The following is a 15,044-nucleotide window of genomic DNA, read 5'->3' on the forward strand; positions in this document are numbered from 1 at the left end:
ATGGGGTTTAAGGAGGCGTTCAAGTATGTGGAAAGATGTATATGAAGAGTTCAGCGAACTAACCAAATCAGAGCAAATGGCTTTATTTAATGCTATGAAACAGGATTTATTTCCAGACGAACCAGATAAGATTAATAAACTACTCAAAAGCATTCGTGAAGCCCGATTTGCTTCTGGTTTAGGGTGCGTTCATTGTGGAAGTACATCTGTAAAAAGAAACGGTAAATATCGTTCAAGACAACGCTATCTGTGTAATGATTGCGGAAAGTCCTTCAACGATATGACGAATACACCATTTTCAGGCTCTCGCTACCCTGAAAAGTGGATAAAATACATTGAACTAATGGTCGAAGGTTACACCCTACCGAAAATCGCTGAACGCTTAAAAATTCATATATCAACTGCATTCTATTGGAGACATAAAATCCTGAACGCATTAGGAAGTCTTGGTTTTAATCAACTGCAAGGTATCGTTGAAAGTGACGAGACCTTCTTTCGAGAGTCTATGAAGGGTCGTGAAATTACCCATAGAAAAGCCAAGAAACGTGGAGAAAAGGACAAGAAAAGAGGGATTTCTAATCTTAAAATAGCAGTTGTCGTGGCACAAGACCGAAATGGTAATATGATTGCTCGGAAAGCAGGAACAGGTCGTGTAAAGGCAGAAGAAATTGATACTGTGATAGGTGAGTATATTCACCCGTCTGCTTTGTTATGTACAGATACAGCAACTAACTACAAGAAATTCGCCAAACTAAAAGGATTACAACACGAAACAGTTAATGAAAGCCAAAAACAACGGGTGAAAAAAGGCATATACCATATTCAACACGTCAATAACTCTCATAATCGTTTGAAAGGTTGGATGGAACGTTTTCAAGGGGTGGCAACCAAATACTTAGATAATTACCTCAACTGGTTTCGTTGGCTTGAAATAGGCAAACAAATAGCATTTGATGAACGAGTCAAACAAATGCTTGTTTCTGCCTGTCGAAAATCAAGTCACACCACAATAGAAATGTTGAGATGTGCTTAACTAATTATTAGACGTATATTTATTGCTTCCAGGGAGTTTTTTGATGTTGTTCCACGCTTCAATCGCTTCCTCACGACTTTTTCCTTGATTATTAGAGTCGGCAAAAAAATCACGAATAAATTGATTGTATTCAAATTGAGGAGCGATTTTTTTCTTGTACAATGGGTTTTTCTTTCGTTCTTCTTCTTTATACCAAGCATCTACAACATCTCGATACGTTTTTCCAATGTTAGTTTTAAAATAGTTTTGGATATAGGTAGAAAAATGAAAATTAGGGATAACTGTCTTGAAAAAGGCTCTTACATTTTGACTACAACGATGGTTTTTCGAAATGACTGTATCAAGACTTAAATCGACCTGTGGTTCTGACTTACTATTCACCTTTGATTTTCTAATTGGCTTTTTTATCTCTCCTGTTCGAAGAAATGTTTCAATTCTATCGGAAATCTCTATTTTTGAACCAGAAGCACTTATTCCATTTTCTCTGCAAAAAGATTGTAATTCTTCCTTCAACCAATAGAAATCTTTAAAACTATCTACACTAATATCTTTTGTTAGATTTGGTCTCATATTCTACACCTCAATATTCACTTATTTCTATTATAGAACAATTGTTCCTGTTAATCAAAAATAATCATAAGCAAAAACAACAAAGTTTACGAAAACAGCCTTAATTTAAGAGCCCCTCTCATTTGAGAAGGGCTTTTTTAACTACTGGGGTAGGTTAGTTAAAGAAGGAATACTGCGGGCTTTGTACTCTTTTAAGCAATTCAACTTTTGCAATGCACTTTGAATAGGAAAACAGACCAAAGGCAGTGACTTGGTCTGTTTTTTATTATTAGGTTTGTTTTTCAGTAATGTAAGTTTTTACAGTTGGTGGTTCATATGAATTGAATTTATCTAGTATCCCTTTCGGTTCATTATCAACTAATGCCATATTACGGTACTTTTCGTGTAAAAACTGCTCTTCTGACATATGATTAAATAACGCGATAAGAGGGTCATAATAATGATTTATATTTAGAAGACCACATGGTTTATTATGAAGTCCTAATTGAGCCCACGTAAAAATCTCAAAGAACTCTTCTAATGTCCCTGGCCCACCAGGTAAAACGATAAATCCATCTGCTAGATCTGCCATTTTAGCTTTTCTTTCATGCATCGAATCTACGATGATTAGCTCTGACAAGTTCTTATGGGATATCTCTCTATTCTCTAGAAACCTTGGCATAACACCAATTACATATCCTCCTTCTTTTAAAACTGAATCTGCAACAGCACCCATAACACCAACACTCGCTCCACCATAAACAAGTGCAATATTTCGTTTAGCTAGTTCTTTACCAAGTTTTTTTGCACCTTCTATATAAACTCCAGATGCTCCATTACTTGATCCACAAAATACAGCTAACCTTTTCATTATATCGCCTCCTAAATAAACGCCATTAAAGATTATACAAAATTTTTGTTTTTTTGTTAAACTTAAAATATGGAATGGAGGTTAGATATAATGAATGTCACAGAATTTCAACAATGGGTAAAGGATTATTATGAAAGTAGAGGCTGGTCTGAGTTAGACATTTTTATTCGAATTGGTTTTTTAGCTGAAGAAACTGGCGAAGTTGCACGAGCGATAAGAGCTCTTGAAATAGGTAGGGATAGGCCTGATGAAGTTAAGGGCTCTTTTGAGGAAAATAAACAAGAGTTAACTGAAGAATTAGGAGATGTATTAGGTAATTTAATATTGATTGCTAACAAGTATAATATTCCCCTAGAAGAAGTGTTTCAGTCACATAAAAAAAAGCTGTCACAACGTTATTCTAATCAATAGGATAAACAACTAACGTTCACTTTTCAGAGGTAACGAAAAAATCCCATTTCCCAATTTTTATTGGAGACATAAACTACTGGTTGCAATACTTATTTAGGGGTATTGCATTTTTTTTTGTACTATCGGGGCAGTTTAGTTGGAAAAGGATTTTTTATTTTAAAGAAGAATTCAATTCATTGTGCAATTTATAGAAAATAAGGTTAATCTTAAATTTTTGAAGTGAGTGGTGAATTGCTGTTGAGTGTAAATATTAGATTAGCAAAAATAGAAGATATTACTGCAATTCAACAAATTGCTAAAAAATCTTGGGCAAAAACATATGAAAATCTCCTTCCTGTTTCTGTTCAAGAAGCGTATTTAAATGAATATTATTCAACGGAACAGCTATATCATAAATTAAAAATTACGTTTTTCTTTGTTTTAGAAACTGACAATGAGCTTGTTGGATTTGCTAATCTTTATAGAAGTGAGAGAGAGAATGATCTTTCTGCAATTTATCTTTTACCTGATTTTCAGCAAAAAGGAATGGGCAAAGCTTTATTAAAAAAAGTAATAAACCAGTTACAAGAAGGTGATGAATTAGTCGTATATGTTGAAAAAGGTAATGAGCAGGCAGAAATGTTTTATAAGAATAATGGGTTTACCTTTCTTGAAGAATTTCAAGAAACTTTTTTCAATCATATATTTAATACCGTTAAAATGTCTTTAAAAATATAAATGATAAAAATGATTGCTTTTTAGTAGTAGCTAACGGGTGCAAGAGTTAAGGATGAGGATCGCTGGAGCGTGCCTTTTTTCTTGTTTAACAAACGTGGCATGTTTGTTGTACAGTACAGATTTTTCAAAAGTAGTTTAACTATAATAAAAACTTATAGAAATAGATAAAAAATTCTAAATTTTCCTGTAATTACCGATAGTGTAGAATTAAAAATTGAGAACAGTTCAAAAAAGGGGATGCTAAGTATGGGGATTGATTTTCATAAGGATGAAAATCGTATGACTTATACGACTCGAAAAGCAGATAAGTCGTGGATGGATGCTATAAATGAGCTTGTACCAATACATCATATTTCTAATGCATTGGATATAGGGTGTGGTGGAGGAATTTATTCTAAGGCATTATCTGATATGGGCGTAAAATCTATTACTGGTGTCGACTTTTCTAATGCAATACTTGAAGGTGCTAAAGAAAACTGTAAAGATTATAGGAACATAACTTTTAAACAAGGGAATGCTTTACATACGGAATTGGAAAGTGACTGTTATGATTTTTTGCTTGAAAGAGCATTGATCCATCATATAGGCGATTTACAGAATTGTTTTGTGGAGGCATATAGATTATTACAAGATAATGGATACTTCATTATTCAAGACCGTACGCCCGAAGACTGTTTATTAAAAGGGAGTGACAGTCATATTAGAGGGTATTTCTTTGATTTATTTCCAAAGTTAATAAATAAAGAAACTAAAAGGAGATATAGTAGCCAATATGTTGAGGAAGCACTTCAGCAAGTAGGATTCAGAGAAATTCAAGAAGTTAAATTATGGGAAATTCGAAGGGTGTATGATTCCAAAGAACAATTACTTCAAGATTTAAGCAAAAGAGTAGGAAGAAGTATTCTACATGATTTAGAAGCTAGAGAATTGAAAGTATTAATTAAATATATAGATGAACTAATTTCAACTGAGCAGAACATAGTTGAAAAAGACAGATGGACGATTTGGAAAGCAGTTAAATAGTTGTATCATTTGTTATTTTGTGAACAAATACACTTAAACTACGGGGCAGGTTAGTGGAAGAAGGTATTTCTATATTTTCACTTGAATATATCTATAAAAAGACTATAAGATGGAGGGCTGTTTATGGCATTAGTGTCAATCTATACTGTTGGTAGGCTAAACCATCATTATGACCACCCTACCTCTCGTGAATTTTATCAAGTTGGAAATGGAGTATATCGTCAGGCAACGAAATCAGGACTTATAGAGGCATTTTCACCTGAAGGAGTCCCTTTCCCTGAAGAAACTGTAAAGGGAAAGGGCTCTCCTATTCTTACTCTTACGGTATGGAGAAATCTTCAATCCTTATATCGCTTTACCTATTCGGGACAGCATATACAAGCATTACGGGATAGAAGCAAATGGATGGAGCAATATCCAGAGAAACACCTTTCTTATGTAGTTTGGTGGACAGAAAACTTGAAGGATGTCTCATGGGAGGAAGCATTTAAGAGATATAACTATTATATTCAGCATGGCCCAACTCCTTTTGCATTTGATTTTAAGCATGCATTTGATGAAAAAGGGGAGAGGATCATGATTAGTAACGAGGGCTCACTTAGGAGAGAATTGTGAAGTGTTCCACTTAAACAAACAGGTGCTTTAGTTTAACAAAATTAAGTCTTATGAACAATGAAGATTTTAGTTATTCAATTAAAGGGTGCGTTTATTGTGCAACGTGTCTTTTTTTAGGACTAATTATTGTAATATTAAAAGATTGGATTGAAAAGTAGATGGAAATAAGATTAGCTAAGTTAAAGGAATTAGAGCAGGTGGTATTTATATTGAATGAGGCTACATTGGAATTACAACAAAAAGGGATTCATCAATGGGAATATCCTTGGGATAAGAATAAAATACAGAACCAAATAAAAAATAACTACTCTTATGTATTATTAAAACATAATAAAATAATAGGAACCTTTTGTATTAATGATATAGACTATATCAATGATTTAACAGTTGATGAAGAAAGTAAATACTTATCTCAAATTGCTATTTTACCCAAATTCCAAGGAAGAAATGTTGGTTCCGCAATAACCGACTTTACTTGTTCTCTTGTAAAAGGATTAAACCAAACTCTATATTTAGATTGTTGGGCTGGTAATGAGAAGTTAAAAGAATTTTATTTGAGGAATGGATTAGAATATATAGGCGATTTTCCAGAAGAAGACTATTTCATTAGTGTTTTTAAATATAGTTGTATTTCCTCATCAAAATAGAGCAGCTACCATACGAAGTCGTAGGAGTTGGTTGGTTCTTCAAGTCTCTATTTTTAATCGCCAACATAGAATGATTCCTGTATCTACGAAACCAAATGAGAAGCATCTAAGATAGTAGTTTCTAATATAGGTTCTTTCTCGTTTTCTGCAACTTCAAGTGCTATTACTTCATCTTATCCCCGTTGATTTTTCGTAATTCAATCATGTGTTTATCTCCCCTCTAATTCAAGCCACTTTCAATCACACATAACTGCACGTGTTGCTTTGAAATGAATTTTGATGAAAACATCGTTAGTTCATACTCTTTAAAATTTCAATTCCAATATAAACTTAAATATTTCCTTTACTTTCCTTTAAATTTTTCCAAACCAAAATGATACTTGCTTCGTCTAAAATGGGTGATAGGGGTGAAGCTTAGATGGCTGATGAAAAAATAGCAATAAATGTTGATGACATAGAAAATACTGAACAAATTATCGGCCAATTAATGGATAATTACAGCGATGATGTACTGCATCTTGTTTTTTCATATGTGAAGAATCGAACGACAGCTGAGGATTTAACGCAAGAGATATTTATTAAGTGCTATGAAAAACTAGGTCAGTTTAATCATAAGTCATCAATAAAAACGTGGCTATATCGAATTGCCATTAATCATTGTAAGGATTACTTGCGTAGTTGGCATTATCGCAAAATAAAATTCAGCGATAAAATTTGGGACCATATCCCATCCAAGTCAAAACATGTGGAAGAGGAAATAATCTCAAGAAATGTAGCGGACAGTTTAACAAGTGCTGTGATGGATTTACCAGTAAAATACAGGGAAGTTGCCTTTTTACATTACTACGAGGAGCTTTCATTAGCAAATATCAGCAAGATTACGGGTGTCAATAGTAATACATTAAAAACTAGATTAAAGCATGCCAGAGAATTATTAAAGAACAAGATGAAAAAGGAGGTTTAATCATGGGCGATCCATTCTATAAATTAAAGAATTCTATAAAAAAAGATTTTGCAGGTCTTTCTTTTTCCGAGGAGAGAAAAAATGCGGTGAAAGAAACGATCCGTAGGAAACAATCTCACCTAGAACTACATTATTGGAAAGTAGAAACCCTAAAAAATATATTAGAGTCACTGCAAGATGGAACAAAGCATGGGTACGATATTTCCACCCAACTATTTCGAAAGAATGAGGTTAGCTTCAAAAGCAATGAAGGCCAGCTTTATATCCTTTTACATCTACTTGAAAATAAGAAAATCATTACTTCAAAATGGATTGAAGAAAGGAAATACTATTCCCTAACTACGAAAGGAAAAAAATATGTATCTTCTTGGGAGCATAGAGGTTCTAAACAATGCGCATCACTGAACTATTTAATTGAGGAGGCTTCTTTATGAGTTCTTCCAAATTTGAGGAATATTTAAGTAAAGTCATCTCTCAAGTGAAATCCAAGGAAGCTCACAGTATGATCAAAAAGGAGCTTAGTGATCATATGGAAGAGCTCAGCAAATCCTTTCAAGAGAGAGGAGTATCTATAAAGGATGCGGATAAAAAGGCAATGGAGGAAATGGGAGATCCCTCTACCGTTGGTAAAAACATGAATCATCTTCATAAACCGAGAATGGATTGGCTCCTTATTGTTTTATTTGTTATTCTTGCAGGGGTTAGTTTTCTTCCACTGATTGGTGGTTTTTCAGAACCAAGCATTTCTTTAATGAAAAAACAAGTAGTCTGGCTCGTGCTTGCAATTCTTGCTCTCGTAGGATTTCTATTCTTTGATTACAGGAAACTGAAAAATTTGTGGATGTATTTTTATGGAGGTGGCTTAATCCTTTTTCTTACAACTTTTTTAGTTGGTATGGAGGTTAACGGAGCCAAAAGATGGATTTCTTTCGGGGGTATGACGATTGATGGTCCAGCTATAACCTTATTTTTATTTTTCTTAGCGTGGGCCGGCATTTTTGCCAAAATCAATGAGTTTAAGGGTTGGAAAAAACAAGGAATGCTATTATTCCTATTTTGGACTCCAGTCCTTCTCTACATCATGGTCCCACAATTTATGTATAGTATAATATACTTTTTTTGCGTATTAGCGATGTATGTTTTTTCTTATGTTCATAAAAAATTTGCCATTAAAGTAGCCGTGGGTAATTTGCTTATAGGTATCATTTTCATTAGTACAATGATCCTTTATTTCCCTAATAGCTTTCTCTCTGATACACTCATACCACTGAAAGATATCCTTTCAGAGGCTGGTTGGTTCGGCAAGGGACTTTACAATGATCTAAAGCTCCCTGAAGCACATACAGATTTGGTATTTCCATTTCTCGTCTATTCTCTAGGCTGGGCGTTCGGAATGCTCCTATGTCTACTTCTCTTTGTACTTATTTTGCGGATTTCATTAAATGCTTTTAAAACAAAGGATTTATTCGACAGATTATTAGTAATCGGTGGGGCTGCATTATTTATTGTTCCAGCCTGTTGGAACATTCTAATGGGTCTTGGAATCGTCCCAATTATGGTAGTACCCCTGCCGTTTATTAGTTATGGAGGAAGCATGTTGCTAGTTTACTCTGCACTACTAGGCCTTATTCTGAACGTTTATCGAAGAAAAGATATTGTCGAACCTACAATGGTAAATTAATTTAGTATATAACCGTTACCAAAAACTTTATTAAAACACATATCGAAATAGAAAGCCTGTATCTAGATTAAAATATATCTGGTGGTTTAGATTAAAGTTTGATCAAGAAATATCTCGAAAACCATATTTTGCGTTAACTTAAAAAGCCTATTTTGAAATAAAGATTGATCAAAATGGGCTTTTTCTTTGTGGTTGATGGACCTTGTCACTCATATTCATCAAACTAAAATAAGCTAAAAGCTAAGTAGAGATACCATCTCTTCTAGCTTTTAGCTAATATTTAAGTAGTAATGAAAGATTTATGCTGTTGGATTTGGGTGAAATTACCCTTATTGAGTACCGCTTTCCTCTCACTTGTTCTCGCTACTGCCTCAGCAGTACAGGATGCGTTGACTAAAACTAGGCTGGCCTCATCACCTACATTTGGCCATTGATGTTCCCCAGCTTTATTTAATGGTGTGATCCCACCAGTTGCATATTTTAAAGATTGGCTGAGTGAGATTTCATCACTCTTTCTATAAGTCTCGCAATACCTCGTTACCTTTTCCAGAACATCTCCGTTACCAAACGGACCCCATGAATCATAAAATCCATCACAACCAAGATGAACATTCACGCCTTTTTTATCCAGTAATGCAATAGGTGGTAGTGATTTTGTGATAGGAATGGTGGACATAATTGAGATCCCCAAATCGCTTAATTGATCACTCATATGCTCAGCTTGTTGTAAAGGAACTTCGCCTAGACAGAAAGCATGGCTAATTGCTACACGATTATGCCATTTTGCTTCTTCGACCATCTCAGCTAACTTGTCAATCGTATAATAGCCTACATGCCCACCATCATGGAGATGGATATCGATATCAACATCAAATTCGGTCGCTAAATTCATTACCTCGAATAATGATTGCTCAATGTTTTTATCTATTCCAGCTGGATCTAACCCCCCAATAAGTGTAGCACCAGAATTTAAGGCTTCTTTCATTAAAGGAATGACGTCCCCTTTTAATAATCCATGTTGCGGAAAAGCGACAATATCATAGGTTAGTTGATCAGAATAGCTATCAAGCGCTTCGTATACGCCTTCTAAATTCTTTAAACCAATGTACGGGTCAATATTTACATGAGTGCGAATATGGGTGGAACCTTTAGAAAGTATAAGTTCAATCATTTTAGAAGCTCGTTGTTTAACTGTAGTTGAGAGTTCCTCTAATTCCATTGCTTCAAGGCGCAACCGTTCTTCTAAGTTTTTGGCAGGTGTACAAGCCTTCCAATCTAGCGATAGGTATGTTTTATCTAAATGATTATGCATTTCTTTTAAGCTAGGTATGGCCAGAAGACCCTTACAATCAATTTGATTCTCTTCAGGAGAAATTTTATCCTTTTTTTCTTTTTTCTCAACAATTTTTCCATCAACAATTTTTAAATGGTATAAGTCTGTTTTGGTGGTATATGTGTTATTTTCATCTCCAACATATCCTACTTCTAGCAATACATTTGTTAGCCAAAATTTATTTTTCACGATATAACCCCTTTCGATTATATAGTTTGCTCTGACCCTAGCTTGCTTTCTACCTTTTTTCCTTTAAAGAAAAGTGATTTGATGGAACCTCTTCTAGCTATGGCTTCAGCGGAACATGATGAATCCACTAACATCATCGTTGCCTCATCGCCTACTTTAGGCCACACTCTTTCACCGTCTGCATTTAACGGTTTAATCCCACCTGTACCATATTTTAAAGCTGTTGATAATGAATGTTCGTCACTCATTTTAAATCGCTCTGCTAAAATAGAAAGTTTTTGAATAGTATCACCTGTTCCAAAAGGTGACCAATGATCAGTAATACTATCATGTCCTACTGAAACAGTAATGCCTATCTTATCTAATAGTGGGACGGGAATAGTTGGTCTATTAATTGGAATTGTTGTAGTAATATCAATTTCCTGTTCCTTTAATTGTTCGCCTATGTCGGTTAGTTTACTTTCATCTAAGTCCCCTAGCGCAATGCCATGACTTATCGTAGCTTTTCCTTTCAACCCTGTTTGTTCAGTATAATATGCCATTCTTTCAAAGGTAAAAGCACCTAATGAGTTCGGATCATGGAGGTGAATGTCTACACCTTTATTATTTTCATTTGCAATATCAAATATAGTATATAATGACTTTTCAATATTACGGTCGACAGTTGCAGGGTCAACGCCACCAACCAATGTAGCGCCATTTCTCATGGCATCTTTAACTAGTTGCACAGAATCACTTCTTAGCAATCCATGTTGAGGGAAAGCGACAATATCATAAGAAAGTACATCTTCATATTTTTTTAAAGCACTTACCGTTGCCTCCAAGTTTTGTAAACCAATGACAGGATCAATATTACAATGTGTGCGTATATGTGTATGCCCATTTGCTATATATAGTTCAATCATTTTTTCAGCACGTTCTTGTGCTGTTGGTAGCAACTTTGGTAATAACTTTTTTTCTTCATCCAATCTTGTAAAGATGCCATTAGTTATAGGTGTACATGCTTTCCATGGACCCCCATAGTATGTTTTGTCAATATGAATATGCATATCTTTTAATGAAGGTAATAACAAATACCCCTGTCCATCTATGCTCAATTCATGAGTATCGGGTAACTGATTGGTTATATCAGTAATCTTGCCATCCTCTATTTTTAGATGACATAATTCTGTTTTTGTCCCTCGGATTTCACCATCTTCTATGTCAAAAGACTTCTCTAGTTTTACATTTAATAACCATTGAATTGTCATTTGTGTACCTCCTAAAGAGTTTTTAAAGGGGAAATAGAGTTTTTTAGCTAGTTAACCCCGTTATAATATAAGATTTTATTTTAGCTTCACTTCATTAATCATTAAATAGTTGGCCGCATTTAACCACATACCACTAACAGTTTTACTGTGAACTGCTAGATGCTCGTAATTACGGATAGGTACATATACAGCCTCATCTAGTTCTATTTCCATAGCTTCTTCATACAACGCTAATCGTTTATCATTATTTGTTTCTTGCCGTGCTGCTTCAATCAATTGATCTACATCCGGGTTACTGTAATAGAAGTGGTTACCTGGTGAACCTTGAGAATCCGAGTGGAATAAGTTGTATTGATTATAATCACCATCACCGGTAGCATTACCCCATCCACCGATAAATAAATCATGGTCAGATTTATCAATTGTATCAATATACGAACCGTATTCCATTACTTGAATTTCTATATTTACACCTATTCCCTTTAATTGTGATTGGATCACTTCAGCCATGTTGATTCTTTCTTTTCTGTCATTCGTAAGTAGTGTTAAGTTAAGGTTATCTTCAAAACCAGCTTCTTTTAATAATTTTTTTGCTTCATTAAGGTCGTAATCAAATGGAGCAACATTTTCGCTATATCCAAATACTTTAGGGCTCATTGCCGAGTTGGCGAGTGTCCCGACATCATTATAAACACCTTTTATGATTGAGTCCCTTTCAATTGCATGGCTAATGGCTTTTCTTACCCTAATATCGTCTAATGGTTTTTTAGAAGTATTAAAGCCTATATATTCTACAGCAAGGCCCTCCGTCCGATATAGCCCCATGCTATCTGATGCCACAATACGGTCAAGTTCAGTTACGGGTACTTGATCATTTATGTGTGCCTCTCCTGTTTCAATCATGGCTAATCTAGTAGCATCCTCTGGCACAACTTTAAAGACGACACGATCCAGACTAGGTTTTTCTCCCCAGTAATCTTTATTTTTGTTTAATGAGATTTCTTGCCCTGACTTCCAATGTTCAAATAGAAAAGGTCCAGTACCTACTGGATGGTCCATTAATTGATCTGGATTTTCTTTTAATACTTTTGGACTTATTATACTTCCCTCTTGGCTAGCTAAAATAGAGAGTAAGGGTGCGTATGGATAGTCTAATAACAATTGCACAGTGTAATCATCTACGATTTTTACTTCATTTATCATACTTAGCTTTTCCCTTTGCGGGGATTCTGTTTTAGGATCTAGCAACCTATCAAATGTTGTTTTCACAGCTTCCGCATTAAATGGCGTTCCATCGTGAAACTTTACTCCCTCCCGAAGCTTAAATTCCCAAGTTGTCTCATTTATTACTTCCCACTCTGTTGCTAAAAGAGGCTGTATTTTAAAATCCTTATCAGGGACTACGAGTGTTTCATACACCTTTTGGTAAGTAATATTAGCAGAAGGTATATCCGTAATGAAATGAGGGTCAAGCTTTGTTGCATCTGATAAGCGGACTACTGAAAGTGTACCTCCTTCTTTTGCTGTATCTTCGTTTTCCGCATTTGCACTCTCACTATTAGATTGTGTTGAACATGCTGTGAAAAGAGTTAATACTAATACGATGAATCCTATTAAGATGTTTTTCTTTTGCAACCTTTCAACCATACTTTCCCTTCTTTCTTTTCTTAAGTGAATGTTTACATTAAATTTAATGCTTATCTGCATTATAGAGGATGATTTTTTAAAATATTTATATTATATTTACTTCTTTTTTCATTTTCTTCATCAATATTCTGAAAATTATTTACTTTCTATTTAAATTTGATAATTTTATTCACATGATTATTCTTCAATTCTAAGGGGGACTTACTGTTGGAAACGACCATACTATCCATTCATAAATATTACAGGAGGAAGATGCAATGTCTATTGAAGTAAAATCCGAGCTTAATCATTCAGTGTCTCAAGTTTTAAACAAACCAAAGGAATCACAGATAAAAAATGCATTAGCAATACTTCTTAGCAATAAAGCAGCAATGATAGGTGCAATGATTATTATTTTCTATCTTTTGATTGCGTTATTTGCTCCTTTACTCGCACCTTATGATCCATATGCAATTAACTTGGATAACAAATTTATTCCTCCTTCTGCTGATCATTGGATGGGGACTGATGATAAAGGTAGAGATATTTTAAGCCGCCTTTTATATGGTAGTCGTTTATCAATGGGCGTAGGGTTTGCAGCAGTAGCTTTTGGCGCATTATTTGGCATAATGTGCGGATTAATCGCTGGCTATTATGGAAAATGGGTGGATTCTATCATAATGAGAGTGATGGATATTCTACTCGCTTTTCCAGGGATTTTACTTGCTTTAGCGATTATAGCTGCATTGGGGCCAAGCTTAATTAATGTAACCATTGCAGTAGGGGCATTTTCAGTCCCATTATTTGCTCGAATTGTACGTGGATCCACTCTAGAGGTGAAAAAACTGGAATACATCGATGCCGTTCGTTCACTAGGTGCAAATGATTTCGTCATTATTTTTAAACATATTTTGCCTAATATTCTATCTCCTATTATTATCCAAGGGACTTTAAGATTAGCCACAGCAATTCTCTCAGCAGCAGGGTTGTCCTTCCTTGGATTAGGTGCACAGCCTCCATCTCCTGAATGGGGCACAATGTTAAGTAGTGGGCGTGATTTTTTATTCTCAGCTCCATATATTGCCCTTTTTCCTGGCCTGGCCATCTCAATTTTGGTTCTAGGATTTAATATTTTTGGTGATGGTTTACGAGATGCGTTAGATCCTAGAATGAAAAACTAATAATAGGAGGTTTTGAAAATGGCAATGTTTATTTTTAGGCGATTGTTCCAAACAATCCCGGTCATTATTGGTGTCACTTTTGTTGTATTCTTTATCATGCAGCTAGTACCTGGAGACCCAGCTGTTATTCTAGCTGGAGAAGGAGCGTCTAAGGAGACGATTGAGGCGTTAAGAGAGCAGCTAGGACTGAATCAACCCCTCATTATTCAATACTTTGACTATATAACAAGTCTGTTAAAGGGAGACTTCGGTACTTCATTAAAAAGTAGTCAGCCTGTATTAGACGAGATATTAGTAAGGCTTCCAATAACAATGGAATTAGCTTTTGTTAGTATTCTTATAACCATTTTCCTCGGTATGGCTGCTGGGATCATTGCAGCTATAAAACCATACTCTTTACAAGACATAGGGGTCATGTTAATTGCTTTATTAGGCATATCGTTACCGAGTTTTTGGTTGGGGTTAATGTTAATGTATTTCTTTTCCGTAAAGCTACAAATTCTCCCTGTAGCAGGTTGGGATAGCCCTCTTCATATCATCCTGCCGGCCATTACCCTAGGAGTAGGGGGCGCAGCCATTGTAGCACGAATGACAAGGTCTAGTATGTTAGAAGTTATAGGCCAAGATTATATACGTACTGCACGAGCGAAAGGAATGAAAGAAACAATCATCATATTCAAACATGCTTTAAGGAATGCCCTTATACCGGTAATCACAGTCGTAGGTTTACAGTTTGGTGCTTTACTAGGCGGCACGGTGTTAGTTGAGTCCATCTTTGCTATTAATGGACTAGGGAGAATGATTGTGGATGCGATACGAATGAGAGATTTACCAATGGTTCAAGGCGGGGTTCTAGTCGCGTCACTTATTTTTGTGATTGTGAATCTATTGGTTGATATTTTCTATAGATTATTTAATAAACGTATAGATTTAAATTAAAAATGGGGTGCGCAA

16 protein-coding genes are annotated in these 15,044 nt (G+C 35.1%); 11 read left to right on the forward strand and 5 right to left on the reverse strand.

Annotated features, from left to right (window positions below):
* Nucleotides 1-25: 25 nt before the first annotated feature.
* Nucleotides 26-1,033 carry an IS1595 family transposase gene (locus MHI57_RS19140; RefSeq protein ID WP_322909862.1) on the forward strand — a complete coding sequence of 336 codons (1,008 nt, stop codon included), beginning with the start codon at nt 26-28 and terminating at the stop codon, nt 1,031-1,033.
* On the opposite strand, the gene MHI57_RS19145 is transcribed toward MHI57_RS19140, so the two are convergent.
* A complete protein-coding gene (locus MHI57_RS19145) occupies nt 1,034-1,603 on the reverse strand; it encodes a DUF6434 domain-containing protein (RefSeq protein WP_224939361.1) in 570 nt (189 codons plus the stop codon).
* A 268-nt stretch (nt 1,604-1,871) separates the two neighbouring features.
* On the reverse strand, nt 1,872-2,453 hold the full coding sequence (locus tag MHI57_RS19150; protein ID WP_307315137.1) for an LOG family protein: 582 nt from the start codon (nt 2,451-2,453) through the stop codon (nt 1,872-1,874).
* A gap of 90 nt (nt 2,454-2,543) precedes the next feature.
* Here MHI57_RS19150 and MHI57_RS19155 point away from each other — a divergent pair, with 90 nt between their 5' ends.
* The 8 genes from MHI57_RS19155 to MHI57_RS19190 all read left to right on the forward strand — a co-directional run bounded on the left by MHI57_RS19155 (nt 2,544) and on the right by MHI57_RS19190 (nt 8,511).
* Nucleotides 2,544-2,864: a MazG-like family protein gene (locus tag MHI57_RS19155; RefSeq protein WP_340977806.1), complete on the forward strand. Its 321-nt coding sequence runs from the start codon at nt 2,544-2,546 to the stop codon at nt 2,862-2,864.
* A 237-nt stretch (nt 2,865-3,101) separates the two neighbouring features.
* On the forward strand, nt 3,102-3,581 hold the full coding sequence (locus MHI57_RS19160; RefSeq protein WP_340977808.1) for a GNAT family N-acetyltransferase: 480 nt from the start codon (nt 3,102-3,104) through the stop codon (nt 3,579-3,581).
* Between the two features lie 246 nt (nt 3,582-3,827).
* A complete protein-coding gene (locus tag MHI57_RS19165) occupies nt 3,828-4,604 on the forward strand; it encodes a class I SAM-dependent methyltransferase (protein ID WP_340977809.1) in 777 nt (258 codons plus the stop codon).
* A gap of 123 nt (nt 4,605-4,727) precedes the next feature.
* Nucleotides 4,728-5,219 carry a DUF3291 domain-containing protein gene (locus MHI57_RS19170; RefSeq protein WP_095370607.1) on the forward strand — a complete coding sequence of 164 codons (492 nt, stop codon included), beginning with the start codon at nt 4,728-4,730 and terminating at the stop codon, nt 5,217-5,219.
* A 158-nt stretch (nt 5,220-5,377) separates the two neighbouring features.
* On the forward strand, nt 5,378-5,866 hold the full coding sequence (locus MHI57_RS19175) for a GNAT family N-acetyltransferase (protein WP_340977812.1): 489 nt from the start codon (nt 5,378-5,380) through the stop codon (nt 5,864-5,866).
* Nucleotides 5,867-6,284: 418 nt separating this feature from the next.
* Nucleotides 6,285-6,830, forward strand: coding sequence for a sigma-70 family RNA polymerase sigma factor (locus MHI57_RS19180; RefSeq protein WP_340977815.1), 546 nt, complete (start codon nt 6,285-6,287; stop codon nt 6,828-6,830).
* 2 nt (nt 6,831-6,832) lie between these two features.
* Entirely contained in the window at nt 6,833-7,264 is a 432-nt protein-coding gene (locus MHI57_RS19185) for a PadR family transcriptional regulator (RefSeq protein ID WP_340977817.1), read from the forward strand.
* Nucleotides 7,261-8,511, forward strand: coding sequence for an FtsW/RodA/SpoVE family cell cycle protein (locus MHI57_RS19190; RefSeq protein WP_340977818.1), 1,251 nt, complete (start codon nt 7,261-7,263; stop codon nt 8,509-8,511). Before MHI57_RS19185 ends, MHI57_RS19190 begins: the two co-directional genes overlap by 4 nt.
* A 280-nt stretch (nt 8,512-8,791) precedes the next feature.
* Here the strand turns inward: MHI57_RS19190 and MHI57_RS19195 are convergent, their stop codons facing one another.
* The 3 genes from MHI57_RS19195 to MHI57_RS19205 all read right to left on the reverse strand — a co-directional run bounded on the left by MHI57_RS19195 (nt 8,792) and on the right by MHI57_RS19205 (nt 12,930).
* Entirely contained in the window at nt 8,792-10,033 is a 1,242-nt protein-coding gene (locus MHI57_RS19195) for an amidohydrolase (protein WP_095370602.1), read from the reverse strand.
* 17 nt (nt 10,034-10,050) lie between these two features.
* The gene (locus tag MHI57_RS19200; protein WP_095370601.1) at nt 10,051-11,283 is read right to left on the reverse strand and encodes an amidohydrolase family protein; all 1,233 of its coding nucleotides are present in this window, start codon (nt 11,281-11,283) and stop codon (nt 10,051-10,053) included.
* Between the two features lie 75 nt (nt 11,284-11,358).
* Nucleotides 11,359-12,930: a glutathione ABC transporter substrate-binding protein gene (locus tag MHI57_RS19205; RefSeq protein WP_095370600.1), complete on the reverse strand. Its 1,572-nt coding sequence runs from the start codon at nt 12,928-12,930 to the stop codon at nt 11,359-11,361.
* A gap of 257 nt (nt 12,931-13,187) precedes the next feature.
* On the opposite strand from MHI57_RS19205, the gene MHI57_RS19210 reads away from it, so the two are divergent.
* Together MHI57_RS19210 and nikB are read left to right on the forward strand one after the other, a co-directional pair.
* Entirely contained in the window at nt 13,188-14,090 is a 903-nt protein-coding gene (locus MHI57_RS19210; RefSeq protein ID WP_224939257.1) for an ABC transporter permease, read from the forward strand.
* Between the two features lie 18 nt (nt 14,091-14,108).
* Nucleotides 14,109-15,029 carry a nickel ABC transporter permease gene (gene nikB / locus MHI57_RS19215; protein WP_095370599.1) on the forward strand — a complete coding sequence of 307 codons (921 nt, stop codon included), beginning with the start codon at nt 14,109-14,111 and terminating at the stop codon, nt 15,027-15,029.
* Nucleotides 15,030-15,044 lie beyond the last annotated feature (15 nt).

This window comes from Cytobacillus sp. FSL K6-0129, assembly GCF_038007625.1.
Lineage (GTDB): Bacteria > Bacillota > Bacilli > Bacillales > Cytobacillaceae > Cytobacillus > Cytobacillus kochii.

Coding starts and splice junctions, on each gene's coding strand:
- MHI57_RS19140 (WP_322909862.1), top strand. CDS start 26: ATGTGGAAAGATGTATATGAAGAGTTCAGCGAACTAACCAAATCAGAG.
- MHI57_RS19145 (WP_224939361.1), bottom strand. CDS start 1,603: ATGAGACCAAATCTAACAAAAGATATTAGTGTAGATAGTTTTAAAGAT.
- MHI57_RS19150 (WP_307315137.1), bottom strand. CDS start 2,453: ATGAAAAGGTTAGCTGTATTTTGTGGATCAAGTAATGGAGCATCTGGA.
- MHI57_RS19155 (WP_340977806.1), top strand. CDS start 2,544: ATGAATGTCACAGAATTTCAACAATGGGTAAAGGATTATTATGAAAGT.
- MHI57_RS19165 (WP_340977809.1), top strand. CDS start 3,828: ATGGGGATTGATTTTCATAAGGATGAAAATCGTATGACTTATACGACT.
- MHI57_RS19170 (WP_095370607.1), top strand. CDS start 4,728: ATGGCATTAGTGTCAATCTATACTGTTGGTAGGCTAAACCATCATTAT.
- MHI57_RS19175 (WP_340977812.1), top strand. CDS start 5,378: ATGGAAATAAGATTAGCTAAGTTAAAGGAATTAGAGCAGGTGGTATTT.
- MHI57_RS19180 (WP_340977815.1), top strand. CDS start 6,285: ATGGCTGATGAAAAAATAGCAATAAATGTTGATGACATAGAAAATACT.
- MHI57_RS19185 (WP_340977817.1), top strand. CDS start 6,833: ATGGGCGATCCATTCTATAAATTAAAGAATTCTATAAAAAAAGATTTT.
- MHI57_RS19190 (WP_340977818.1), top strand. CDS start 7,261: ATGAGTTCTTCCAAATTTGAGGAATATTTAAGTAAAGTCATCTCTCAA.
- MHI57_RS19200 (WP_095370601.1), bottom strand. CDS start 11,283: ATGACAATTCAATGGTTATTAAATGTAAAACTAGAGAAGTCTTTTGAC.
- MHI57_RS19205 (WP_095370600.1), bottom strand. CDS start 12,930: ATGGTTGAAAGGTTGCAAAAGAAAAACATCTTAATAGGATTCATCGTA.
- MHI57_RS19210 (WP_224939257.1), top strand. CDS start 13,188: ATGTCTATTGAAGTAAAATCCGAGCTTAATCATTCAGTGTCTCAAGTT.
- nikB (WP_095370599.1), top strand. CDS start 14,109: ATGGCAATGTTTATTTTTAGGCGATTGTTCCAAACAATCCCGGTCATT.